At 69.1% G+C, this 22772-nt stretch carries 33 protein-coding genes; 19 read left to right on the forward strand and 14 right to left on the reverse strand.

What is annotated here, in order from left to right; genetic code table 11:
* The first annotated feature begins 4 nt into the window (after positions 1-4).
* From B0F77_RS03010 to B0F77_RS03020, 3 genes are all read left to right on the forward strand, one after another.
* On the forward strand, positions 5-310 hold the full coding sequence (locus tag B0F77_RS03010; protein WP_086661196.1) for a helix-turn-helix transcriptional regulator: 306 nt from the start codon (positions 5-7) through the stop codon (positions 308-310).
* 170 nt (positions 311-480) lie between these two features.
* Positions 481-606 carry a hypothetical protein gene (locus B0F77_RS50480; RefSeq protein WP_281252466.1) on the forward strand — a complete coding sequence of 42 codons (126 nt, stop codon included), beginning with the start codon at positions 481-483 and terminating at the stop codon, positions 604-606.
* Positions 607-654: 48 nt separating this feature from the next.
* Positions 655-1233 carry a VOC family protein gene (locus tag B0F77_RS03020; protein WP_086661198.1) on the forward strand — a complete coding sequence of 193 codons (579 nt, stop codon included), beginning with the start codon at positions 655-657 and terminating at the stop codon, positions 1231-1233.
* On the opposite strand, the gene B0F77_RS03025 is transcribed toward B0F77_RS03020, so the two are convergent.
* The 4 genes from B0F77_RS03025 to B0F77_RS47655 form a co-directional block, all read right to left on the reverse strand.
* Entirely contained in the window at positions 1220-3238 is a 2019-nt protein-coding gene (locus B0F77_RS03025) for an ATP-dependent DNA helicase (protein ID WP_483868442.1), read from the reverse strand. The genes B0F77_RS03020 and B0F77_RS03025 overlap by 14 nt on opposite strands.
* Positions 3239-3299: 61 nt before the next feature.
* Positions 3300-4088 (reverse strand): TIGR04222 domain-containing membrane protein, encoded by a 789-nt coding sequence (locus B0F77_RS03030; protein ID WP_158102578.1) that lies wholly within the window; start codon positions 4086-4088, stop codon positions 3300-3302.
* 22 nt (positions 4089-4110) lie between these two features.
* Entirely contained in the window at positions 4111-4275 is a 165-nt protein-coding gene (locus B0F77_RS47650; protein ID WP_158102579.1) for a hypothetical protein, read from the reverse strand.
* Between the two features lie 307 nt (positions 4276-4582).
* Entirely contained in the window at positions 4583-4723 is a 141-nt protein-coding gene (locus B0F77_RS47655; protein ID WP_158102580.1) for a hypothetical protein, read from the reverse strand.
* Between the two features lie 54 nt (positions 4724-4777).
* On the opposite strand from B0F77_RS47655, the gene B0F77_RS03035 reads away from it, so the two are divergent.
* Complete coding sequence (locus B0F77_RS03035; RefSeq protein ID WP_086661200.1) at positions 4778-5830, forward strand: PA domain-containing protein; 1053 nt, start codon at positions 4778-4780, stop codon at positions 5828-5830.
* A 4-nt stretch (positions 5831-5834) separates the two neighbouring features.
* Here B0F77_RS03035 and B0F77_RS03040 read toward each other — a convergent pair whose 3' ends face one another.
* From B0F77_RS03040 to xrtP, 3 genes are all read right to left on the reverse strand, one after another.
* A complete protein-coding gene (locus B0F77_RS03040) occupies positions 5835-6407 on the reverse strand; it encodes a biotin transporter BioY (protein ID WP_169730877.1) in 573 nt (190 codons plus the stop codon).
* Between the two features lie 87 nt (positions 6408-6494).
* Entirely contained in the window at positions 6495-7859 is a 1365-nt protein-coding gene (locus B0F77_RS03045; RefSeq protein WP_483868443.1) for an XrtP-associated glycosyltransferase, read from the reverse strand.
* Positions 7856-8374, reverse strand: a complete 519-nt coding sequence (gene xrtP, locus B0F77_RS49620; RefSeq protein WP_245847790.1) for an exosortase P — start codon at positions 8372-8374, stop codon at positions 7856-7858. Before xrtP ends, B0F77_RS03045 begins: the two co-directional genes overlap by 4 nt.
* 295 nt (positions 8375-8669) lie before the next feature.
* On the opposite strand from xrtP, the gene B0F77_RS03055 reads away from it, so the two are divergent.
* The 4 genes from B0F77_RS03055 to B0F77_RS03070 all read left to right on the forward strand — a co-directional run bounded on the left by B0F77_RS03055 (position 8670) and on the right by B0F77_RS03070 (position 11638).
* Positions 8670-9434, forward strand: coding sequence for a choice-of-anchor protein CoaP (locus B0F77_RS03055; protein ID WP_086661203.1), 765 nt, complete (start codon positions 8670-8672; stop codon positions 9432-9434).
* 12 nt (positions 9435-9446) lie between these two features.
* On the forward strand, positions 9447-9638 hold the full coding sequence (locus tag B0F77_RS03060; RefSeq protein ID WP_086661204.1) for an LPXTG cell wall anchor domain-containing protein: 192 nt from the start codon (positions 9447-9449) through the stop codon (positions 9636-9638).
* 67 nt (positions 9639-9705) lie between these two features.
* Positions 9706-10878: a non-hydrolyzing UDP-N-acetylglucosamine 2-epimerase gene (gene wecB, locus B0F77_RS03065; RefSeq protein ID WP_245847791.1), complete on the forward strand. Its 1173-nt coding sequence runs from the start codon at positions 9706-9708 to the stop codon at positions 10876-10878.
* Positions 10879-10981: 103 nt separating this feature from the next.
* Positions 10982-11638: a hypothetical protein gene (locus B0F77_RS03070; protein ID WP_086661206.1), complete on the forward strand. Its 657-nt coding sequence runs from the start codon at positions 10982-10984 to the stop codon at positions 11636-11638.
* A 58-nt stretch (positions 11639-11696) separates the two neighbouring features.
* Here the strand turns inward: B0F77_RS03070 and B0F77_RS03075 are convergent, their stop codons facing one another.
* Together B0F77_RS03075 and B0F77_RS03080 are read right to left on the reverse strand one after the other, a co-directional pair.
* On the reverse strand, positions 11697-12236 hold the full coding sequence (locus tag B0F77_RS03075) for an isochorismatase family protein (RefSeq protein WP_086661207.1): 540 nt from the start codon (positions 12234-12236) through the stop codon (positions 11697-11699).
* A 1-nt stretch (position 12237) separates the two neighbouring features.
* Positions 12238-13521 (reverse strand): nicotinate phosphoribosyltransferase, encoded by a 1284-nt coding sequence (locus tag B0F77_RS03080; RefSeq protein WP_086661208.1) that lies wholly within the window; start codon positions 13519-13521, stop codon positions 12238-12240.
* Between the two features lie 79 nt (positions 13522-13600).
* On the opposite strand from B0F77_RS03080, the gene clpS reads away from it, so the two are divergent.
* From clpS to B0F77_RS03100, 4 genes are read left to right on the forward strand one after another with little or no spacing between them, the layout of a single operon-like run.
* Complete coding sequence (gene clpS, locus B0F77_RS03085; protein WP_030469591.1) at positions 13601-13900, forward strand: ATP-dependent Clp protease adapter ClpS; 300 nt, start codon at positions 13601-13603, stop codon at positions 13898-13900.
* Positions 13897-14454: a DUF2017 domain-containing protein gene (locus tag B0F77_RS03090; protein ID WP_211293640.1), complete on the forward strand. Its 558-nt coding sequence runs from the start codon at positions 13897-13899 to the stop codon at positions 14452-14454. Before clpS ends, B0F77_RS03090 begins: the two co-directional genes overlap by 4 nt.
* Positions 14451-15362 (forward strand): P1 family peptidase, encoded by a 912-nt coding sequence (locus tag B0F77_RS03095; RefSeq protein WP_086661210.1) that lies wholly within the window; start codon positions 14451-14453, stop codon positions 15360-15362. The genes B0F77_RS03090 and B0F77_RS03095 overlap by 4 nt, the downstream gene beginning before the upstream one ends.
* A gap of 19 nt (positions 15363-15381) precedes the next feature.
* Entirely contained in the window at positions 15382-15633 is a 252-nt protein-coding gene (locus tag B0F77_RS03100; protein ID WP_086661211.1) for a hypothetical protein, read from the forward strand.
* On the opposite strand, the gene B0F77_RS03105 is transcribed toward B0F77_RS03100, so the two are convergent.
* From B0F77_RS03105 to B0F77_RS03115, 3 genes are read right to left on the reverse strand one after another with little or no spacing between them, the layout of a single operon-like run.
* The gene (locus tag B0F77_RS03105; protein ID WP_158102581.1) at positions 15611-16036 is read right to left on the reverse strand and encodes an SRPBCC family protein; all 426 of its coding nucleotides are present in this window, start codon (positions 16034-16036) and stop codon (positions 15611-15613) included. The two genes, B0F77_RS03100 and B0F77_RS03105, sit on opposite strands and share 23 nt — an antisense overlap.
* The gene (locus tag B0F77_RS03110; protein WP_086661213.1) at positions 16033-16533 is read right to left on the reverse strand and encodes an SRPBCC family protein; all 501 of its coding nucleotides are present in this window, start codon (positions 16531-16533) and stop codon (positions 16033-16035) included. Before B0F77_RS03110 ends, B0F77_RS03105 begins: the two co-directional genes overlap by 4 nt.
* Entirely contained in the window at positions 16526-16870 is a 345-nt protein-coding gene (locus B0F77_RS03115) for an ArsR/SmtB family transcription factor (protein ID WP_086661276.1), read from the reverse strand. Before B0F77_RS03115 ends, B0F77_RS03110 begins: the two co-directional genes overlap by 8 nt.
* Positions 16871-16980: 110 nt before the next feature.
* On the opposite strand from B0F77_RS03115, the gene B0F77_RS03120 reads away from it, so the two are divergent.
* The 3 genes from B0F77_RS03120 to B0F77_RS03130 are packed head-to-tail and all read left to right on the forward strand — an operon-like array spanning position 16981 to position 18649.
* A complete protein-coding gene (locus tag B0F77_RS03120) occupies positions 16981-17391 on the forward strand; it encodes a M67 family metallopeptidase (protein WP_086661214.1) in 411 nt (136 codons plus the stop codon).
* 27 nt (positions 17392-17418) lie between these two features.
* A complete protein-coding gene (locus B0F77_RS03125) occupies positions 17419-17691 on the forward strand; it encodes a MoaD/ThiS family protein (protein WP_086661215.1) in 273 nt (90 codons plus the stop codon).
* Positions 17692-17698: 7 nt separating this feature from the next.
* The gene (locus B0F77_RS03130) at positions 17699-18649 is read left to right on the forward strand and encodes a PLP-dependent cysteine synthase family protein (protein ID WP_086661216.1); all 951 of its coding nucleotides are present in this window, start codon (positions 17699-17701) and stop codon (positions 18647-18649) included.
* Positions 18650-18851: 202 nt separating this feature from the next.
* Here the strand turns inward: B0F77_RS03130 and B0F77_RS03135 are convergent, their stop codons facing one another.
* Complete coding sequence (locus B0F77_RS03135; RefSeq protein ID WP_211293641.1) at positions 18852-19712, reverse strand: SMP-30/gluconolactonase/LRE family protein; 861 nt, start codon at positions 19710-19712, stop codon at positions 18852-18854.
* A 32-nt stretch (positions 19713-19744) separates the two neighbouring features.
* Between B0F77_RS03135 and B0F77_RS03140 the strand changes: the two genes are divergently transcribed.
* From B0F77_RS03140 to B0F77_RS03155, 4 genes are read left to right on the forward strand one after another with little or no spacing between them, the layout of a single operon-like run.
* Positions 19745-20359, forward strand: a complete 615-nt coding sequence (locus B0F77_RS03140) for a rhomboid family intramembrane serine protease (RefSeq protein ID WP_245847792.1) — start codon at positions 19745-19747, stop codon at positions 20357-20359.
* Positions 20360-20370: 11 nt separating this feature from the next.
* Positions 20371-21120, forward strand: coding sequence for a glutamate racemase (gene murI / locus B0F77_RS03145; protein ID WP_086661219.1), 750 nt, complete (start codon positions 20371-20373; stop codon positions 21118-21120).
* Between the two features lies 1 nt (position 21121).
* On the forward strand, positions 21122-21889 hold the full coding sequence (locus tag B0F77_RS03150; protein WP_086661220.1) for an MBL fold metallo-hydrolase: 768 nt from the start codon (positions 21122-21124) through the stop codon (positions 21887-21889).
* Positions 21886-22302, forward strand: coding sequence for an OsmC family protein (locus B0F77_RS03155; RefSeq protein ID WP_086661221.1), 417 nt, complete (start codon positions 21886-21888; stop codon positions 22300-22302). The genes B0F77_RS03150 and B0F77_RS03155 overlap by 4 nt, the downstream gene beginning before the upstream one ends.
* Here the strand turns inward: B0F77_RS03155 and B0F77_RS03160 are convergent.
* Positions 22260-22754, reverse strand: coding sequence for a DUF2231 domain-containing protein (locus B0F77_RS03160; protein WP_086661222.1), 495 nt, complete (start codon positions 22752-22754; stop codon positions 22260-22262). The two genes, B0F77_RS03155 and B0F77_RS03160, sit on opposite strands and share 43 nt — an antisense overlap.
* Positions 22755-22772: the final 18 nt, after the last annotated feature.

A 22772-nucleotide genomic window follows, 5' to 3' on the forward strand; every position in this document is an offset into this window, starting at 1 on the left:
CGGCGTGGAGCCACTGCAACGCATCGGCAAGGCCACCGTCGACGTGCTCGAGGTACTGCTCGGCGCCGACGAGCCGCGCTGGGGGCTGGAGATCATCAAGCTCACCGGGCGACCGTCGGGCAGCGTCTATCCGTTGCTGGACCGGCTGGAGCGGGCCGGCTGGGTCACGTCGACGTGGGATGACGACGCCGAACGACGTGGGCCTCGGCGGCGGATGTACCGGCTGACGGCCGAGGGGGCCGCTGAGGCTCGCAAGGTCGTGGCGCGGGCTGCTCCGGCGCCACGGTTCGTGCCCAGGACCGCGCAATGAGGGGCGCGTTGTTGTTGGTGCGGTTCGCGGCTGCGGTTGTGGGTGATGACCGCTATCGCGAGCAGTGGGAAGCGGATGTTGCCGGGGCGCGTGAGCTTGGTATGTCGCCGTTAGGGGTGGCGTTCGGTGCTGTGCGCGCTGTCGTGTCCATGCCTTCGAAAGGGGCTGTCGTGGCTGGGATTGGTCCGTTGGGCATGGCGTTGAGGCACGCTGGCGCGTCGCGTGGGCGTGTGCTCGCCATTGCCGTTGTGTCGGCGTTGTTGTTGCTGGGCGGGGTTGTCCTGCTGTTCGCTTGAGCAAATAGCTCGGTGTCGTTTCGGCGGTACCGGGCTTAGCTTCGAGCGGTGGCGAACGAACTGACCATTCCGCTCCTGCCCTGTCCTTCCATCGACGAGATCGCGTCGTTCTACGAGATGCTCGGCTTCTCGGTCACCTATCGGCAGACGCGGCCGAACCCGCACGTCGCTTTGCAGCGTGAGGACATCAACCTGCACTTCTTCGGGATGGACGACTTCGATCCCGAGCAGTCGTACGGCACCTGCCTGGTCATCGTGCAGGACACCGGTCCGCTGTACGAGGCTTTCGCGGCGGGGATGCGTTCGGTGCACGGAAAGGTGCTCGTCTCCGGCATTCCGCGGATGACCCGGCCGCGGGTGCGCAACGACAGGTACACCGGGTTCAGCGTCGTCGATCCTGGCGGCAACTGGATCCGGATCAACAAGGCGGCTCCGGAGCCTGAAGCGACTTCGAAGCTCGCCAAGGCCATGGAGAACGCCGCGCGGCAGGCTGACGCGCGCGGTGACGAGCGTCAGGCGTTGAAGATCCTGGAAGGCGCGTTGAAACGAGCCGACGGCGGCGAGCCCGAGTTCCAGGCGGCGCAGGAGTACCGCGACGAGCTGATCGAACGGATCAAGGGGTCTTGACCTGAGGGGTCTGGGCCGCGTCCAACCGCTTGAGCGCGGCCCTGACCACCTCGGGGTCGTAGGTCGTCCAGAACGGGGGGAGTGAGGCGCGCAGGAAGCCGCCGTACCGGGCCGTGGCCAGCCTCGGGTCGAGGATGGCCACGACGCCCTTGTCCGACATCGACCGCAGCAACCGGCCGGCGCCCTGGGCCAGCAGCAACGCCGCGTGAGTCGCCGCGACCGTCAGGAAGCCGTTGCCACCACGGGAGTTGATGGCTTTCTGCCGCGCGGAGGCCAGTGGGTCGTCCGGCCTCGGGAACGGGATCCGGTCCATGATCACGAGCTGCAGGCTGGGGCCGGGCACGTCCACGCCCTGCCACAGCGACAGCGTGCCGAACAGGCACGTGCGCTCGTCCTCGCTGAACTTCTTGACCAGCAGGCCCGTCGCGTCGTCGCCCTGGCAGAGGATCGGATGGTCGAGCTTGTCCCGCAACGCCTCCGTGGCCGCCTTGGCCGCGCGCGTCGACGAGAACAGCCCGAGCGCCCTGCCGCCGGCCGCGTTCACCAGGCCCTCGATCTCGTCGAGGTACTCCGGCGGCAGCCCGTCCCGCCCCGGCTGCGGCAGATGCCTTGCCACGTAGAGGATGCCGCTCGACCCGTGCTGGAACGGGCTGCCGACGTCGAGCCCTGTCCACTTCGGACCGTCGATGTCCTTGTCCGTCGCCGCGCCCTCGATCTTGCGGACCTTCTCCGACGGCGGCAGGCCCCACTGGCGCGCCATCGTGTCGAAGGCGCCGCCGAGCGTGAGTGTCGCGGACGTCAACACGGTGGTGCGCTTGGCGAACAGCCGTTCTCTGAGCAAGCCGCCCACGCCCAGAGGAGCGACACGGAGCGAGGGCGCCTTCTGGTTGAAGTCGCCCGACACCCACACGACGTCGTGCTCCTCGTCGAACGCCTCGAGGATGCGCACCGCGCAGTCGTGGACCTCCTCCAGCAACGCCAGCGCGAGCTTGCGCGCCGTCGCGCCGTCCGGGTCCTCCTTGCGCTCCGGCCCCATCGCCGACACGCAGTTGTGCGAGGCGTCGCGGGTGGCGGCGAGCGCGCCCGCGAGTGCCCTGGGCAGCGCGTCGAGCCGACCGGCCGGCATGTCCTCGAGAATCATCGCCAGCCCGTCGCCGGCCTCGGCCAGCCGGTCCGCGATGTCCTGGTCGATGAGCCTGCCGCAGCGCCTCGCCGCGATCGCGACCGACGCCCCGCTCAACTCCTCCGTGGCCACCGACGTGATGCGGTCGACGAGGTCGTGCGCCTCGTCGATCACCACCACGTCGTGGTCCGGCAGAACCTGGTAGCCCTCCAACGCGTCGATGGCGAGCATCGCGTGATTCGTGACCACCACGTCCGCCTTGCCCGCCTCGGCCCGCGCCCGTTCGGCGAAGCAGTCGGACCCGATCGGGCACTTGCTGACGCCGAGGCATTCCCGCGCCGTGACGCTGACCTGCCGCCACGCCTGCTCGCTGACACCGGGTACCAGCTCGTCCCGGTCGCCGGTCTCGGTGTCCGACGACCACTCGTGCAGCCGCTTGACCTCGCGCCCCAGCTTCGACACCGCGAACGGGTCGAACAGCGCGTCCTCCTCCGGCTCGTCCGGCGCGCCGTTGTGCACCCGGTGCATGCACAGGTAGTTGCGCCGCCCCTTGAGGATGGCGAACGTGGGCTCCCGGCCCAGGTCCTTCTTCAGCGCCTTGGACAGCCGCGGCAGATCCCGGTCGACGAGCTGCCGCTGCAGCGCGATCGTGGCCGTGGAGACCACCACCGTCTCGGACTCGGCCACCGCGTGCCGGATCGACGGCACCAGGTACGCCAACGACTTGCCCGTGCCCGTGCCCGCCTGCACCGCGAGATGCTCGCCCGTGCGGATGGAGTGGTCGACGGCCTCGGCCATCTCGACCTGACCGGGACGCTCCGCGCCGCCGACGGCGTGGACGGCGGTTTCGAGGAGGCTCAGGGTGGGGGGAACTTCAGGCACGAGACAGACCGTACCCGGCAGGTCCGACAGTCCCCGTCAGGCGTCGCGCACGGGGGACTGCTCAGTCGCCGCCGCCTCCGCCGCACCCTCCGCCACAACCGCCGCCGCTGTCGCCACCGCCGTCACCGCCGCACGAGCTCGACGAACAACCACTCCCGCAGCTGCTGCTGGACGACGTGTCGCGGTGAGGCAACAACCCGATCATCACGGGTGTGAGGCCGAGCATGCCGGCGATCGCGACGCGGCCGACCTTGCCGCGCAGCCCGCGTGCCGCGACCGCGCCCACCGGGTCCTGGGTCGACACCCGCAGGCTCGCCCGCTTCGCCAGCTTGTAGCCGGCCCTCGTGCGCAGGCGACCGGGATCGCGGGCGCTCAGCACCGAGGCCCAGACGAACACCAGCGCCCCGGCGGCGAAGAAGTACCAGGCCGGGTATTCGGTCGCCTCTGGCACCGGGAGTTCCCGCAGGAACTCCGGCGTCACGATCCGGACGAACCCGGCCAGCACGAGGCCGGCGCCCAGCAGGAACAGCCACGGGTGCAGCCGGGGACGCCACGACCGGTGGTGGCGGAGCAGGCCGCGGTCGGCCAGGTGGTGGCGCAGGCCGTCCGCCTCGGGTGAGGTGGCCGCTTCCCGCAGGACGTCGTGCAGGTACCTGCCGACATGGACGCTGTTCAGGATTCGCGCCTCCAGCGGGGTGAGGCGGCCTGGGTTGCGGTGGACCGCGGTCACCACGCCCTCGCGGGAGATCCGGACGGCGCCGATGTGCAGCAGTCGCGCCAGGGCGACCTCGGCGGCGCGGGAAGGACCGCCGACGAGGCAGCCCAGCTCTTCCGGCGTATGCGTCGTCACGCGGATTTCTCGGGCGAAAGCCTCAGGTCGTTACGTCGGCCATGATCCGGTCGAACAGCTCGATGGCCGCCTTCAGATGAGAGTCCGTCAGCGGCACGTCCGAACCCCGTCGCGAGGCCACCAGGTCCGCGATCGGCAGGTCGGGCCAGTGGGCCGCGGTCAGTGCGCCCGCCCGCGACTTGCTCACGATCTCGCCCGTCCGGATCGTGTGCCAGAGCCGCGCGGGTCCGGCTTCCAGTAGCTGACGAGGTTGTCACGGCAGTAGGACGAGACCTCAGCAGCAGTGCCGGGGCATCTGGGGCGTGTGCCGCGCACGGTGTGACCGACGGTTCGCAGTTGTTGCCACAGAACGGGCGTGATTTCACCGAACAGCGGTGTCACGTCGAAGACGGGCTTCTCCAACGAACCTGCGAGCACGACCGCGACATGCGTCGATCACCGAACCCGGAGCGTGATCGTCCAACAACGCCAAGTACTCCCCAGAAGAGATCACGTCACCCGAGCCCAAGCAGATCAACTTCATCCGCACCGGCCAGGACAGCTATGTCGGTGAGGGCTCGCAGGTCGTCCACATCGACACGCCGAAGTTCAACGGTGACGTCCTCGCGTTCAACAACGAGATCTGCGGTGACCACATCAACTCCACCACGGCCGGTGGCGCCACCCTGGTCGACGTCACCAATCCCAAGGTGCACAGCATCTTCATCTGGGACGCCGGCTACGTCAAGCTCGACGTCACCAACCCGGTGAGCCCGGTCTACCTCGGTGACACCGACTTCACGAACCCCGATCCCGAACTGCTCGAGTCGACCGGCATCGCCGCCGCGCCCGAGGGCAACGGCCACCAGGCCGAGTTCACCAACGACTACGTCATCGGCGCGGACGAGGACTTCGGTCCGTACGTGCTGCAAGCTTCCACCGACGACGGTACGAACTTCGGCGCCAACCAGGGCGATCTCACGCCGCAGCTGCCCACGGGCCAGACCCTGTCCGGCACCACGGTCTACGTCGGCAGGGCGTGCACCGGTGACACTGCGGTGCCGGCGGTGCCGGCGGCGCCGGCGGTCGGCACCAAGCAGTTCGCCGCCGTGACACGTGGTGGCTGCACCTTCACCGAGAAGGTCGCCAACGTGGCGGCCGCCGGTGGTTACGAGGCAGCGGTGATCATCAACCGCGAGGGTGCGTGTGGTGCGTTCGGCATGACCGTCGAGGGCACGCTGCCCACGTTCTCCGTCGACCGCAGGACCGGTTTCGGCTTCTTCGACAAGGAAGGCGAGTACAACGAGGCCCAGTGCCTGGCCGGTGGCGACACGCTGGAGGGCAGCCTGATCCCCGGCCTCACCGTCGGTGCCACGGGTGATGTCGTCACGTTCAGCTCGTCGTTCGACGGCTGGGGTTACGTGCACCTGTACGGCAACACCAACGGGAAGATGGCCGAGCTCGACACCTACGCCATCCCCGAAGGCCACGACCCGGCGAAGGCGTCCGGTCACGGTGACCTGTCGGTGCACGAGGTCGCGACCTCACCGACGCGCAACGACCTCGCGTACTTCGCCTACTACGCGGGCGGGTTCCGCGTCACCAAGATCAAGAACAACAAGCTGGTCGAGGTCGGCCACTTCATCGACGAGGGCGGGAACAACTTCTGGGGCGTCCAGGTGTTCTCGCACAACGGGAAGGAGTACGTCGCGGCCAGCGACCGCGACTACGGCCTGTACATCTTCGAGTACACCGGTCCGTGAGTGACTAACGGCGCTTGACGAGAGCCCAGGCGGCGGGCAGCACGCCCGCCGCCAGGGCGATCTTCAGCGCGTCACCGATCAGGAACGGCAGCACACCAACGGAAAGGGCCTTGGCGAGCGACATGCCGGTCATCGCCATCAGCCACGGCACACCGACCGCGTAGATGGCCAGGTTGCCCAGCACCATCGTGCCGATCGTGCGCACCGGGGTGCGGTCGCCGCCACGGCCGGCCAGGAAGCCCACCAGAGTGCCGGCGAGCACGAAGCCGACGACGTAGCCGAGCGAGACCGGGACGCCGGACGAACCGCCCTGGAACCACGGCACGCCCGCGACTCCCGCGATCAGGTACAGCAACATCGAGGTCGCGCCGCGCTGCCAGCCGAGTGAGGCACCCACCAGGAGCGCGGCGAACGTCTGGCCCGTCAGCGGAACCGGGCTGCCGGGGATCGGCAGTGCCACCTGGGCGGCGAGGCCGGTGAACGCGGCACCGGCGACCACCAGGGTCAGGTCGCGGACGAGTGCGCCCGGCACGAAGTCGGCGAGCACGGTGCGACGAGGCGCGAGTGCGAGAGCCACGTTCCCTCCCTGGCGGATAGGCGAGTGAACTGAGGTTAACCAGGGCGGCTCGAGAACGTCTTTGTTCGATCTCTACAAAGTGACCGGTTACACATCCGCGGTGACCACGCGTCGCTCGGTGTTGCGACGGGTCTTGGTCCAGCCGTTGTTGCCGCGCACCAAGCGGATCAGCGCGCGCCACGACGTGATGTAGAAGGTGTAGATGTACAGCGCGTAGCCGAACCCGTACGCGATGCTCTTCCAGAACCCAACGGGCACACAGCGTGCACGGTAAACCGGTCCCCACAGGACGAACGGCAACAGGCCGAACGCGCCGTACACGGTGAACAGGACCCACGCGCCGTCGAAGAACCACGCCACAACTTCAGCGGGCGACACGAAGAACCGGTACGCCATCATGGCCACCGGGATCGGGTAGATCAGCGTGCCGAGCAACTGCATCCACGGTTGCGCGAGGTAGTACATCATCTCCGCGGCACCCAGAGTCGTCAGGTGCTCGGAGTCCCAGATGCGCCGTAGGTAACGCATGCACTGCATGGTTCCCTGACCCCAGCGGGTGCGTTGCGCCAAGAAGCGGCGCAACGAGTACAACGCCTCCTGGTTCACGTGTGTGTCCAACGAAAACCCCGTGTGCCAGCCCTCGGTCAACAAGTGCACGCCGAGCTCGAAATCCTCCAGCAACGACCCGCGCCACGGGCTCCCGGTCGGTCCGGCGATCGAGTCCAGAGCGGACAGCCGGGTGAACTGACCGTTGCCGCCCATGGAGATCGTGCCGGTGGCGCCGCGCGACATCTGGATCGCCGCGATGGCCGTGCGGAACTCCAGGTCCTGCATCCGCACGAGGCCGGCCCCGAACGCGCGCCGCCACCACGACACGCCCGGCTGCCGCTGACCGGCGTTGATCATCCGCACGTCCACCTGCACGGCGCCGATGCGCGGATTGCCGAAAAGATGAGCAGCCGCACAGACTTCCAGGCAGTTGGGAGCAGGACGGCCGTCCGCGTCCACCACCACGACGATCGCACGGTCCGCGTCCGCGCGTCGGCCCATCCACATCTTCAAGATGCGGTAGGCGTCGTTCAACGCGTTGCCCTTGCCGGTGCGGGCATACGGGCGTTGGCGTTGCACGAGATGAATATGAGGATCTCGCACACCGCCGTTGCGCTTCAACGTCCGTACGACTCCAGCGGTGTGGTCGTCGGAGTCGTCGTCGATGACCCACACGTGCGCGATGGGGAACGTCCCACGCAGGTACCGGATCGTGTCACCGATGACGGCCTCTTCGTCGCGGCACGGCACGAAGAAGTGCCACTCCAACGACGAAGGCTCGCCCAGAGGTGCCGGTTTGCGCCGCAGGTACGGCACCACGATCACGAACACGTACGTCACGAAGGCGACGCTCATCGTCAGAGCGAGCGCCTGGGTGAACCCGAGAACGAGGTCGAGGCTCACTTGCGGGTGGCCAGCCAGACGAACGCGACCAACGCCGCCGCGCCACCGAAAACGCTCACCATCGACCCGAGCAGCGTGTGGCCCCAGTAGTAACCGGTGTCGACACCCAGCCACTGCACCAGTCCGACCAGCGTGAGCACGCGGAACTGGTTCACGACCACGACGGCAAGAGCCGCGACCCCCAACGCGAACAGCACGCGCGACTGGATCCGCGGCCGCAGGGCGATCATCACCGCGCCCACCACGATCAGCGGCAGCACCAGGAACGCGGACGTGCACTCCGGCGTCATCCGCAGGCCCAGCGGCGTGTCCGACCCCAGTCCGAAGTAGACGGTCTGTCGTTCGGGGATCACGTCCACGCCGTAGGAGCTGATGACGCTGAGAACCGCGCCGGACAGCGAGATCTCCGCCGTGCGGTACAGGCGGTGTGCGAACACGAGTCCTGCGGCAACGGCGAGCAGGACGACCACCGTCACCCGGCTCGGGAATGCGGTGCGGCGCACGGCAAGCGTCACCCGAGGATCCTTTCCACCGATGAGGGAGCGCCCAGACGGGCTACTTGACGTTCCATCGGTTGACGGAACGTCAGCCCTCACCCCCGGATCGGGTGACGCCGTAACCGGAAATTGATCAAAAAACCCACGATGAGTGGCGCCGATTGGGCGAGTCGAGTGGTCGTGTCGCCCGATACGGGGAGTAACCCTCAGTTCCCTCGAAAGAAAGCCGATGCCGGTAATTGCCCCCGGAAAGCGTGAAACCACATTGGTATCAACGCGCCCTGGGGCCGGAGGAATCAAGGGAAGGAGTTTCATGCGTGTCCGAATGACGGGACTGGCTGGAGTCATCGCGATTGCCGCACTCCTGGTCGGTGCCGCACCTGCTTCGGCCGCTCCGGGGGACGCCTCGGCGTACGGTGCGAGGCTCAACGTGACGCTGCTCGGCAACCCCGCGATCAACGCGGAACCGTTCGCCGCCGCCAACGCGAACGGGCCGACGCAGAACACGTTCGCCGGCGTCGACCTCACCGGGATTCTGAAGACCGGCGTGATCAACGCCTCCGCGTCGCGGGACGAGAAGTCCGGTGGCGTGTACTCGCGGGCGAGCACCGCGGACGTCCGGCTCGACCTGCTCTCCAAGGTCACCGGGAAGATCTCCGCCGAACTGGTGGAGGCGGAGTGCACGGCGACCCAGAAGGGGCTGGCCGGCAAGTCCAAGCTCGCGGGCGTCAACCTCGGCAAGCTCGGCCAGGTCAACGCCGATCCGGCCGCCAACACCACGCTGGACGTCCAGCTGGCCGGCATCAAGATCGCTGAAGTGATCTTCAACGAGCAGATCAAGAACAACGACGGCAGCCTCACCGTGAACGCGATTCACCTCAAGCTGCTGCAGGGCGTGCTCGGCTCCATCGGCACGGGCGACGTGATCATCTCGTCGGCCACGTGCGGTCCCGCCGGCCTGCCCATCCCGATGGCGTCGGGTGCGGGCCTGTGGATCGGCCTCGGCCTGCTCGGTGTCGTCGCCGCTCCGGTCGCCTTCGTGGCGCTGCGCCGTCGCGCGTCGCTGAACGCGGCTTAAGAGGAGCGGCAGATGTACAAGGTCCCCGGTACCGGCATCGGTGTCGGCACGGGCGTGGGTGCCCTCGCGGTCACCGGCGCGGACGTGACGTGGTGGATCGTCGCGGGAATCGTCCTTCTCGTCGCGGGTGCGTTCCTCATGCACTCGACGCGGAGGAAGCGCCGTGCCGTCCCCGTCCAGACCAGACCGAACCGAGCTGGCTGAAATGGTCCGCCTGGGGTTGCCCCCGGCCTCAGGCGGATCTCCCGGCCTCCCCGAGAAGAGGACAACGGTGAGAAAAGAAGTTCTGCTGGTGGCCGGTACGAGGCCCGAAGCTGTGAAGATCGCCCCCGTCGCCATCGCGTTGAGGGGGCACCCCGGCCTCCGTCCCACGATCGTCCACAGCGGACAGCACGCCGGCCTGGTCGAGCAGGCGCTGGACGCGTTCGACCTGGTGCCCGACCTGCGGCTGGACGTGCCCCGCCACACCGGGACGCAGGCAGAGCTGGTCTCCCGGTTGTTGCCCGAGTTCGACGCCGTGCTGGAGGAGCGCGACCCCGCGATCACCCTCGTGCAGGGCGACACCACCACGACGCTGGCCGCGGCGCTCGCCTCCTTCTGGCGCGGAATTCCCGTGGCGCACCTCGAAGCCGGTCTGCGGACCGGTGACCTCTACGGCCCGTTCCCCGAGGAGGGGAACCGGCAGATGATCTCCCGCATCACCTCGCTGCACCTCGCGCCGACCGACGACGCCGCCAATGCGTTGAACACGGAATCCCTGCCGGACAGCCACATCGTCGTCACCGGCAACACCGTCGTGGACGCCGTGCAGCGCGTCGCCGCCGCCGACGTCCCCGCGTCCAGCCCGGACCTGATCGCCCTGGAACGCAGCCTCGACGCCACCGGCGGCCGGCTCATGCTCGTCACGGTGCACCGCCGCGAGTCGTGGGGCCGTCCGCTCATGCGCGTGCTCAACGCCGTGCGCTCCATCGCCGACCGGCACCCCGACCTGCACGTGCTGATCCCCGCGCACCCGAACCCCGGTGTGCGCGAACAGGTCGTGTCGCTGTTGGGCGGACACGAACGAGTCGTCATCACCGATCCGTTGGACTACCCGGACCTCGTGCGGGTCCTCAAGCGCGCGGCCCTCGTGCTGACCGACTCCGGTGGCATCCAGGAGGAAGCCCCCACGTTCGGCGTGCCGGTGCTGGTGCTGCGCGAGACGACCGAACGCATGCTCGCCGTCGACGCCGGGTGCGCCTGGCTCGTCGGCACCGATACCACCCGCATCCTCGCCGAGGCGGGCTGGGTGCTCGGCTCCCGGTTGCGGCTTCCCCTGGGGCGCAACCCGTTCGGCGACGGGCGTGCCGCGGTGCGGGTGTGCTCCGCGTTGGAGAGGCTGGCCGGCCTCCCGACCGCTTTGCCGCGCCGGGAGCCGTTCGCCACCCTGGTGGGTGTCCGCTGAGGACTACACGAACGGGTGACTTGGGCGCCGAGCTGTTATCAGGGCCACGCAACACAACCATTATCGGTCGGTGGTAATCGAGGCAAAGGGGAGAGGGCACGAAGTGCGCAAGAGTTTGATCGCCGGAGCCGTGGCCGCGTTGGCGTTGGCGACCGCGGTCCCCGCGCTGGCCGGAAACCCGCCAGGCACCGCCAGTTCGGGCTCCGCCGACTTCGCCAAGGCGGACCAGACCTTCAGGGTCGATCCGCTCGCCGTGTGCAACGTCAACCCGGACGCCGCGGGCACCGTCACCGCGGCCAGCCCCGCCGTGAGCAGGAACGGGCTCAAGATCGGTGAGACGTCGTCGGCGTGCACGACCGAGGTGGTGAACCCGGACGAGTTCATCACGAAGACGAAGTCCGCGGCCACGGGCACGGCGTTCGAGCTGTCCGCGCTCGTCGCCGCGAAGGGCCCGCGGCTCAAGATCGCCGAGTGGAAGATCAACTGCGACGCCGACGAGAAGGGCACGCAGGCGGGCTGGGTGCTCAAGGGCATGTCCGGCTGGACCGGTCTGCCGCAGACCATCCCGTCCGGGTACGTCCACGACATCAAGGCGAGCAACGGAACCGTGCTCGCCAGGGCCAAGTTCACCGACACCGTGTTCCCGGTGCCGAACGACGGCAGCCTCAGCATGACGTTGCTGAAGATCTCGTTCGAACCGTCGTCCGGCTACACGGGCAGCATCACCATCGGCTCGGTGGCCTGCACCCCGACTCCCTGATTTCAACGATGAAGGGCTCCTTCATCCACCTCAGGTGGATGAAGGAGCCCTTCATCGTTCAGGAGACAGCGACGCCTGCGGCGCGCAGTTCCTCGACGGCCGCGTCGCGGGTCGTCGGGGCGACGGCGGCCGTCAGCTCGACGAGCACCGTCGTGCGGAAGCCGTTTCGCTGCGCGTCGAGGGCGGTGGCGCGGACGCAGTGGTCCGTCGCGATGCCGACGACGTCCACTTCGGTCACACCCTTGTCCGTCAGCCACCCCGCGAGGTCGTTCTCCGCCTCGAAACCCGAGTAGGCGGCGGCGAACCGGCCCTTCGAGAAGACCTGTTCGACGGCCGACACGTCGAGCTCCGGGTGGAACGACGCACCGGGCGTCCCGGCCACGCAGTGCACGGGCCAGGTGTCGATGAAGTCCGGCGTCTCGGAGAAGTGCGAGCCGGGATCCACGTGGTAGTCCCGCGTCGCCACGACGTGGTCGTACGCCGAGGAGGCGATGTGCCGGGAGATGGCCGCGGCGACGGCCGCGCCACCCGTGACGGCAAGTGAACCGCCTTCGCAGAAGTCGTTCTGCACGTCCACGACGATCAGTGCTTTGGTCATCTCAACCCTCCAGGTAGGTCGTCGGGATCGCGGGCTCACCGCGCGAGAGTTTGAGGCCCTCCCACGGCACGCTCACCAAGGCCGCGCGCAGGCGTTCGCGGCTCTGCTCCAGCGTGGGGACCTCGTCGGTGAGCTGTCCGGCGCGCATCAGCGGCAGCTGCACGAGCCGGTCGTACTGGCCGAGCTCCGGCTCCGCGGAGGCCTGGAACACGACCTCCTCCAGCGCCGTGCCGGTGTCCTTGTGCCGCCGCAACGCCTTCTTCCAGCCGCCGCGCGACTGCTTGGACGTGCTGCGCTTCTCGACGTGCCTGCCGTCGACCTCGACCAGCTTGTAGACCATGCCGGCGGTCGGCGCGCCGGAACCGGTCACGACGGACGTGCCCACGCCGTACGCGTCCACCGGCTCCGCGCGCAGGGCGGCGATCGCGTACTCGTCGAGGTCGCTGGACACGACGATCCGGGTGTTGCGGGCGCCCAGCGAGTCGAGCAGGTCGCGCGCCTGCCTGGCCATCACGCCGAGGTCGCCGGAGTCGATCCGGATCGCGCCGAGATCGGGGCCCGCGACGGCGACGGCGGTCTTGATGCCCTCGGTGATGTCGTAGGTGTCGACCAGCAACGTCGTGCCGACGCCCAACGCCTCGATCTGGCTGCGGAACGCCTCTTCCTCGGAGTCGTGCAGCAACGTGAACGCGTGTGCGCACGTGCCGGCCGTCGGGATGCCGTGCCGGCGGCCCGCCTCGAGGTTGGAGGTCGCGGTGAAGCCTGCCAGGTAGGCCGCGCGGGCGCACGCCACGGCGGCTTCCTCGTGCGTGCGGCGCGAGCCCATCTCGATCATCCGGCGGCCGTTCGCCGCGGTGACCATGCGAGCGGCGGCGGACGCGATCGCGCTGTCGTGGTTGAGGATCGACAGCGCGAGGGTCTCCAGCACGACGCCCTCGGCGAAAGACGCCCGCACCGTCAGCACCGGCGAACCGGGGAAGTACAGCTCGCCCTCGGGATAGCCGTCGATCTCCCCGGAGAACCGGTAGTTCGCGAGCCATTCCAAGGTCGAGTCGTCGACCACGGCGTTGCGGCGCAGCTGGTCGATCTCCTCCTCGCCGAAGCGGAAGCCGGCGATCGCGTCCAGCAGCCTGTTCACGCCCGCGACGACGCCGTAGCGACGCCCGTCCGGGAGTCTGCGGGCGAAGACCTCGAACACGCACGGACGGTCACCTGTCCCGTCACGCAGCGCGGCCGCGAGCATGGTCAGCTCGTAGTGGTCGGTCAGCAACGCCGTCGAGTTCATGGTCGCCAACCCTAAGGTCGCATCCGGTTTAGCCGCATGCGGTCTCCGCCACTGCGGCGAACATGACACCATTGGCGGTATGACCACGCCCGTCGAACAGGAACGGACGCAGCCGGAGGCCGTAGGCGCGGAGATCGCAGCCGAGGACCGACCCTGGCAGACCGTGGTCTGGAACGACCCGGTCAACCTCATGTCGTACGTGACGTACGTCTTCCAGAAGCTGTTCGGCTTCAGCAGGGACAAGGCGACCAAGCTGATGCTCGACGTGCACCACAAGGGCAAGGCGATCGTGACATCGGGCACCAAGGACAAGGTGGAGGCCGACGTGGCGAAGCTCCACGCGGCAGGGCTCTGGGCGACCATGCAGCGGGCCTCGTGAAGAGGTGGATCCGCGACGGTGACGTCGTCGTCGGCAGGCTCGACCGCCAGGAGGCCGCGGTCGTCCGCGGTCTGGTGAGCCAGATCCAGGACATGCTGCTGGCTCGTGCCGAGGAAGCGCCGCAGGACGAGCTGGCCGAGCTGACCGGCATCCGGACGGGCTCGTCGGAGGCCCCCGACGACCCGATCCTCGGCCGGCTGCTCCCGGACTTCCACCGGCTGGACGACGACGCGCCGGACCCGGACGAGGTCAACTCGGCCGCGGCGTTGCGCTCGCTGCACGAACCGGAGCTGCTCGACCAGAAGACGGGCGCTGCCGAGATCGTGCTGCGGACGTGCTCGCCCGACGGCGGCGAGATCCGGCTGAGCGTCGGCGAGGCCGAGGCGTGGCTGTCGTCGTTGAACGACGTGCGTCTGGCCCTCGGGACAGCGTTGGACGTCACCGAGGACATGCCGGACGAGCTGCCGCCGGAGGACCCGCGGTCGCCGCATCTCGGCGTGTACCACTGGCTGACCTGGGTGCAGGACACCCTGGTCGAAGCGATGATGCCGTGATCCCCGGCGTTCTCGTCGGCCACCACCACCGCGTCGAACCCGGCTGGGCCACCGGCACCACCGTCGTGCTCGTGCCGTCCGGTGCCGTCGGTGCGGTGGACGGACGCGGCGGCGCGCCCGGAACCCGCGAGACCGACCTGCTGGACCCGGCCAACCTGGTCCAGCAGGTGCACGCGATCTGCCTGTCCGGCGGCTCCGCCTACGGGCTCGCGGCCGCGGACGGCGTCATGCGGTGGCTCTCGGAGCGCTCGATCGGCTTCCAGGTGGGTGCTCAACCGCACCACGTGGTGCCGATCGTGCCGGGCGCGGTGATCTTCGACCTGCCCATGTCCGAGTGGGGCAACCGGCCGGACGCGTCGTTCGGGTACGCGGCCTGTGAGGCCGCGGTGGAGGATTTCGCCCTCGGCTGCGTCGGCGCGGGTGCCGGTGCGCGGGTCGGTTCGTTGAAGGGCGGCGTCGGTGTCGCCACGACTTCCGTCGGTGCGCACCAGGTCGGCGCGCTGGCCGTGGTGAACGCGGCCGGTGAGGTCGTCGACCGCGCAACGGGTCTGCCGTGGCTGCCGGCGCTCGGCACCACCGCTGTCACGTTGCCCGAACGCAAGCCCGAGGGCCTCAACACCACGATCGGCGTGGTCGCGGTCGACGCGGCACTGTCCAAAGCGGAGTGTCAACGGCTCGCGATGGCCGCGCAGGACGGGCTCGCCCGCGCGGTGCGGCCCGCTCACTCCATGTTCGACGGCGACACCGTCTTCGCGCTGGCCACGGGTGCCGTGCCGCTGGCAGAGCCCCGGCCGTTCGCTTTGGACGCCCTGTGCGCGGCCGCTGCCGAGATGTTCGCGGAGGCCGTGGTGTCCGGTGCCCGCGAAGCCACCTCGCTGGGCGGGGTCACGGCGTTCCGCGACCTCTGAGCCGGGGTACCCGCCCGGCATGACCGATGTGATCGACCAGGCGGCCGGAGTCGTCGCCGAACTCGTGCCGCCGCCCGTGCGCCGTCATCCGCCGCACGGCCGCAACACCGCGTTGCTGCGCGTCGCCCTCGGCGCCACCACGGCGGCGGCCGCGGTGGAGGTCGCCGAGTGGGCCTCCCTGTCCGAGCAGGAACGGCGTGGGGGCGTGTTCCGGCTCGGCGCGCTGGCCGCCGCGGCGTGGTGCCTGGTCAAGGCGTTGCGTTGTCGATGAACGCCTTGAAACTGTCGATGTTGCGTTCGGCCTGATCGCGCAACGACTTCTCCAGGACCCGCCGGACGAGCTTCAGCGGACCGGAGAGCTGGAACTCGTTGTCGCTCACCAGCTTCGTGCGCTGGTCGTCGATGGCGGTGTATCGGTTGGTGATGGTGTGCACCATGCCGCGCGTCTCGTAGCGGGACGTGCGCTCGTCGGCGTTCGCGGTGAGCACGGTCTCTTCCAGCTCGAACTTCCGGTACGTGAGCGTCGCGGTCGAGCCCGGCGCACCGGGGGTGTCGCTGTGCTGCGTGATGCCGACCAGGTCCGGCTGCCACTCGTGCAGGTGCGCGGGGTCGGACGTCAGCACCCGCACGCGGTCGATCGGCTGCTCGAGCACGACCTCCTTGGTGAACCTCATCCGAGCACCTTCACCCATTCTCCGGCGATCTCGTCCGCCAGTGCGTGTGCCGCGGCCAGGTCTTCCGGCGCGGAAGCCGCGATCCAGTCGACGGCGCGGCCCTCGGGCAGGTCGCCGGCGAGGTGTTTCTCCAGCGCGACGAGCCCCAGCTCCCACCCGGCACCGGTGCCGGGGACGAACTCGCCGGGCATGGGGGAGTGCGTCAGCGTGAGGATCGTGGCGTCGCCGTCCGCTTCCAGGCGGACCAGCACGTCGGTGTTCATCTCACCGATCTCCCAGGTCAGGCCGATCTCGCTGGGCCGGTCGCAGCGGACGATCTCGCCGCCCGCGTTGCCTTCCAGCTGGTAGCGGCCGCCGACCCGGAGGTCGCCGCTGATCGGCAGGAACCAGCGGACCAGGCGTTCCGGCGTCGTGATGGCGTCCCAGACGTCCTCGCGCTCGGCCTTGTAGTGCCGCCGGATGACGAGCTTTCCGTCCTCATAGCCGCGGTCAGTCATGTTCAGCCTCCAGCCTGCGTTCCCGTTTGCCGCGCGCGAGCTCGGTCTCGAGCGCGTCGAGGTGCGGTTCCCAGAACCGCCGGAAGTGGTCGAGCCACGAGTCGATCTCCTGCAGCGGGTCGGGCGTCACCGCGTAGACCCGGCGCGTTCCCTCGGGCCTGACCTGGACGAACCCGTTCGAACGCAACACCTTCAGGTGCTGCGAGACGGCGGACTGGGTGATCCCGAACTCGGCCTGGACCGCCGCGCCGACGTCCCCCGCCGCCCGCTCGCCACTGGCGAGCAGCTCCAGGATCCGCCTGCGCACCGGGTCGCCGAGTACGTCGAACGCGTGCACAGCGGCCACTCTAGTAGTTTCCACTAATATAAGCCATAGCTAAAACAAGCACGTCGGCGCGGTTATCTCGCATACCGAGACAACTTTCGCCAGCCCGTAGGATTGAGCACGTGCTGGTGATTCGCCGTGACCTGGTGGACGCGATGGTGGCCCACGCGCGCCGCGACCATCCCGACGAGGCGTGCGGGCAGATCGCGGGGCCGGAGGGCTCCGATCGCCCTGAACGCATCATCGAGATGGAGAACGCGGAGCGGTCGCCCACGTTCTACCGGTTCGACGCCGCCGAGCAGCTCAAGGTGTACCGCGAGATGCAGGCCAACGACGAGGAAGCGGTGGTCATCTACCACTCGCACACCGCGACGGAGGCCTACCCGTCCCGTACGGACATCAAGTTCGCGAACGAGCCCCAGGCACACTACGTGCTGGTCTCCACGCGTGATCCGATCGAGCACGAGCTGCGGTCGTACCGCATCGTCGACGGTGTCGTGACCGAGGAACCGGTCAAGATCATCGAGTCCTGAGTTACGTTTCCCGGAGGTAGAACCATCATGGCCGTCACCGTGTCGATCCCGACCATCCTGCGCACCCACACCGGGGGCGAGAAGTCGGTGTCCGCCAGCGGCGCGACGCTCGCCGAGGTCATCGACGACCTGGAGAACAACCATGGCGGCCTCAAGGCCCGCCTGGTCAAGGAGGGTGCGCTGCACCGCTTCGTCAACGTCTACGTCAACGACGAGGACGTGCGCTTCTCCGGTGGCCTCGAGGCCGCGGTGAAGGACGGCGACAACGTCACCATCCTCCCGGCCGTCGCGGGCGGCTGATCCTCCGATGGCCCGCTACGACTCGCTCCTGGACGCGCTCGGCGGGACACCCCTGGTGGGCCTGCCGCGCCTCGCGCCGTCCGAGAACGTGCGCATCTGGGCGAAGCTCGAGGACCGCAACCCGACCGGCTCGATCAAGGACCGGCCCGCGCTGGCCATGATCGAGGCGGCGGAGCGGGACGGCGTGCTGCGTCCCGGCGCGACGATCCTGGAGCCGACGTCCGGCAACACCGGTATCTCCTTGGCGATGGCCGCGAAGCTCAAGGGCTACGGCCTGGTGTGCGTGATGCCGGAGAACACCTCGACCGAGCGCAAGCAGCTGCTGCAGGCCTACGGCGCGCGGATCGTGTTCTCGCCCGCCGCGGGCGGGTCGAACCAGGCCGTCGCCACGGCCAAGGAGCTCGCCAAGCAGAACCCGGACTGGATCATGCTCTACCAGTACGGGAACCCGGCGAACGCGGAGGCGCACTTCCGCGGCACCGGTCCGGAGATCCTCGCCGACCTGCCCACGATCACGCACTTCGTGGCCGGTCTGGGCACCACCGGCACGCTGGTCGGCGTCGGTCGGTACCTGCGCGAGGCCAAGCCGGACGTGCAGATCATCGCCGCCGAACCCCGGTACGGCGAGCTGGTCTACGGCCTGCGGAACCTGGACGAGGGCTTCGTGCCGGAGCTGTACGACGAGTCGGTGCTGACCGGGCGGTACTCGGTCGGTTCCTACGACGCGTTGCGCCGCACCCGGCAGCTGCTGGAGACCGAGGGGATCTTCGCCGGCATCTCGACCGGCGCGATCCTGCACGCCGCGCTGGCCGCGGCGCAGAAGGCGGAGATCGCGGGGAAGGCCGCCGACATCGTGTTCATCGTGGCGGACGCGGGGTGGAAGTACCTGTCCACCGGCGCCTACGCGGGCACCCTGGACGAGGCGGCGGCCCGGCTCGACGGCCATCTCTGGGCTTAGTCGGCGGGAGGGTGCGTCAATCGCGTCCGCCCGTGGTCGCTTTTGGCGTCTGCAAGTACCGCCAACTCATGATCGAACCGCCTGTAACTACGCCCAACTTGTTCGGCGAGTGTCGAACAGGTTGGGCGTAGTTACGAGCTTGTTGATGTTGGGTTGGTAGTACTTGCAGATGCGATAGCGGACATCGGCGGGTACCCCCGCGTCAGCCCGCGAAGGCCGTTCCGGGCTGCCCGGCACCGATGCCGGGCAGCACGAGCACCGAGCCGTTCAGCTGCCGGTCCATCAACGCCTGATCGGACAGACCGACCCGCGCGGACGTGACGTACAGGTCCGCGAAGTCCTGCCCGCCGAAGCAGCACGCAGTCGGCTGATCCACCGGCAGCTCGATCTCCCGGTCCAGCTCGCCGGCAGGCGTGTAGCGCCGCACCGCGTGGCCGCCCCACAACGCGACCCACACGCAACCGTCGGCGTCGACGCAGAGGCCGTCCGGCCAGCCGTCGGTGTTGCCGACGTGGGTGAGCGGACGGCGGTTCGCGACGGTGCCGGTGGCGTTGTCGAAGTCGAAGACGTCGATGCGGCGGGTCGGGGTGTCGATGTAGTACATCAGCGTCGCGTCCGGGCTCCAGCCGACGCCGTTGCTGGTGTTCACCTTGTCCACCATGACCTTCGCGGCGCCCTCGCCGGTGATCCTGGCGAGCCAGCCCTCGTCGGCGGCCTGGTCGTAGCGCATCGTGCCGGCCCACAGGCGGCCCGACGGGTCGATGCCGGCGTCGTTGCCGCGCACGCCCTCGCGCGCCCAGTAGACGAGCCAGGTGCGAGTGCCGTCGCGGTCCACCAGTGCGATGCCGTCGCGCAGGTTGCAGACGATGCCGCCCATGGCGCGCGGTTTCGCGGCGCCCACGTGCTGGGGGAGCACGAGCACCGCGTCGTCGTCCCGCGCGGGGGCGTACCGGTGCACTTCGGACGAGAGGATGTCCACCCACAGCAACGTGGAGCTGCTGTGGTCCCATGTCGGCCCCTCGCCGAGCTGGGCCGATGCGCGTACCGCTACTTCGATCGACACCACATCAGCTTATGGCCACGTACGCTGGAGACGTGGACCGCACCGCCCTCGCGAAACGGGTCATTCCGCCGCACCCAGTGCTGTCGTTGCTGGTCGTCTCCGGATTCGTCGGATTCCTCTACGTCGTGGAGGCCTTCGACGTCGCGACCGGCGGCTCGCTGGAGGGCGACGGCGTGCGGCCGCGCGACTTCAGCGAGTGGGACAACCTGCTGTGGATGCCGTTGATCCACGGCGACTGGAGCCACCTCACCGGCAACGCGGTTCCGTTGCTGCTGCTGGGGTTCCTCGCGACCTCGGGCGGGCTCAAGCAGTTCTTCCAGGTCACCGTCGTCATCTGGTTGACGAGCGCGCTGGGCGTGTGGGTGTTCGGCAGTCCCGGCAGCCACATCGGCGCGTCCGGGCTGGTGTTCGGGTTCCTCGCGTTCCTGCTGGTGCGCGGGATCTTCGCGCGGTCGTGGCTGCAGCTGCTGATCGCGGTCGGCGTGTTCGCCCTGTACGGCGCGGCGCTGTGGGGTGTGCTGCCCGGTCAGCCGGGTGTGTCGTGGGAAGGCCACCTGTTCGGCGCGATCGGTGGAGTTGTGGCCGCGTGGGGAGTGTCTCGGGACAACCGCCGCCGCAGCAGCGCACCGGCTACATTCACGCCGTGACGATCGGGATCATGGACTCGGGCGTCGGCGGCCTCACCGTCGCCCGCGCGATCATGGACCAGCTGCCGGGCGAGTCGATCCACTACATCGGCGACACGGCGAACGGTCCCTATGGGCCACTTCCGATCGCACAGGCGCGCAAGCACGCGCTGGAGATCTGCGACCGGTTGGTCGACGAGGGCGCGAAGATGCTCGTGATCGCGTGCAACACCGCGTCCGCCGCGTGCTTTCGCGACGCCCGTGAACGCTACGACGTGCCGGTGGTCGAGGTGATCCTCCCGGCGGTGCGCCGTGCGGTGCGCACGACCCACAGCGGACGCATCGGCGTGATCGCCACGGTCGGCACGATCAACTCGCACGCCTATCAGGACGCTTTCCAGGCAGCGCGCGACGTGACGGTGACGGCGGCGGCGTGCCCCCGGTTCGTCGACTTCGTCGAGCGCGGCGTCACGTCCGGCCGGCAGGTGCTCGGGCTGGCGCAGGCGTACCTGGAACCGTTGCAGCGCGCCGAGGTCGACACCGTGGTCCTGGGCTGCACGCACTACCCGTTGCTGACGGGCGTGATCCAGATCGTCATGGGTGAGGCCGTGACGCTGGTGTCGAGTGCGGAGGAAACGGTGAAGGACGTCGTGCGGTTGCTGACCGAGCGCGACGACTTCGCCGCCGACCCACCCGTCCACCGGGTGACGTGCACTGGTCCGCCCGAGCGGTTCGCGAAACTGGCGGCCCGTTTCCTGCCTACCTTTGAGCAATGGGGCTGACGTGCTGCTGACCGTGCTGGGCTGCTCCGGCAGCATTCCCGGACCCGGCGCCGCGGCGTCGGGCTATCTGCTCGAGGCCGACGGGTTCACGCTGGCGCTGGAGTTCGGGAACGGCGTGCTGTCGCGGTTCCAGGAGGAGCGCCCGCTGTTCTCGATGGACGCGCTGGTGCTCTCGCACCTGCACCCGGACCACTGCATCGACGTGTCCTCCCTCTACGTGGCCCGGAAGTACCACCCGTCACCGCCCGCCGCGGTGCTGCCGGTGTACGCGCCCGCCGAGGCTCCGTCGCGGTTCGTCGCCGCCTACGCGCCCAACGAGCTCGAACGTTCTTCGCTGGACTTCAGCGACGTCTTCGCCTTCCACCCGCTGGGTCACACCGTCCACATCGGACCGTTCACGGTCGAGTCCGCTCTGGTGGCGCACCCTTGCGAGGCTTACGGGTTCCGGATCTCCTGCGGTGACGTGTCCTTGGCCTACACCGGCGACAGCGGGCCGTGCGCCGCACTGGACGCGCTGGCGTCCGGCGTCGACGTGCTGCTGAGCGAGGCGAGCTGGACGCATGCTCCCGATCGGGTGGAAGGCCTGCACATGTCCGGACTCGAAGCGGGCGAACTGGCCACGCGGGCGGGTGCCGGTCGGCTGTTGATCACGCACGTGCCGCCGTGGACGTCGCGCGAGGACGTGCTGCGGGAGGCCAAGTCGGCGTTCGGCGGGCCGTGTGAGCTGGTCGTAGAAGGCGGCCGGTACGAGGTGGGGGAGCAGGCATGATCAAGCTGGAGCGCGTCGGCGAGCACGAGTTCGTCGCTTCCAACGAGCGTGGCGCCTCGGTGCGGATCGGGCGCAAGGGCCAGGAGGGCTCGTTCAGCCCGGTCGAACTGCTGGTCGCGGCCGCCGCGGGCTGCGCGCTCGTGACCTCGGAAACCCTGATCCTGCGCCGGACCGGCGGTGACCAGCTCACCGCCGTCGCGGACGCGGTCCAGTCCGAGAGCGGCAACGAGGTGATCTCCATCCCGGTGACGCTCTCGTACGACCTGTCCTCCGTGGACGACCCGGAGGCGCTCGAAACCGTCGTCCGGCGCGCCGTGGAGCAGTTCTGCACGGTCACGCGGACGTTGAAGCAGTCGGCGACGGCGCCCCTTCAGCTGCCCGCGCCGCTCCAGACCGCCTCGGACCCGCTGTGACCGGTGCGCACGGTCTGGTAGACGGTGCCGATCGCGAGCAGCACCACCAGCACGGACACCACGACTGAGATCACCCGCCACGTCTTCGTGGTGGGTGCCTCCGCCTGGCGCTCCCGGTCCGCGAGCCGGCCCGCGACCAGCAGCGCGATCACCGCGACGCCGAAGCCGAGCGCGATGGGCAGCAGCATGGTGCCGAGGTCGGCGTGCGTCTGGATGGCGGGGTTGTTCACGCCGTTCTTCGCGAGCGCGGCCTGGAAGTCCTCGCCGGCCTGCTTGGCCATCGGGACCGCCGCCACGCCGACCAGGGTGACGCCGAGCACGGGCCACGCGTACTTGCGCCGCCAGCCAGGGACCAGGGCGATCGCGACCGAGCTCAGCGCCGCGAGGGGCAGCAGCACGACCACCGCGTGCACCAGCAACGGGTGAAGCGGAATACCGTCGATCGTCAGCATGTCTCTCCCTACGCCATC

Origin of the sequence: Lentzea kentuckyensis, from assembly GCF_002150765.1 — a bacterium.
Classification (GTDB): Bacteria; Actinomycetota; Actinomycetes; order Mycobacteriales; family Pseudonocardiaceae; genus Lentzea; species Lentzea kentuckyensis.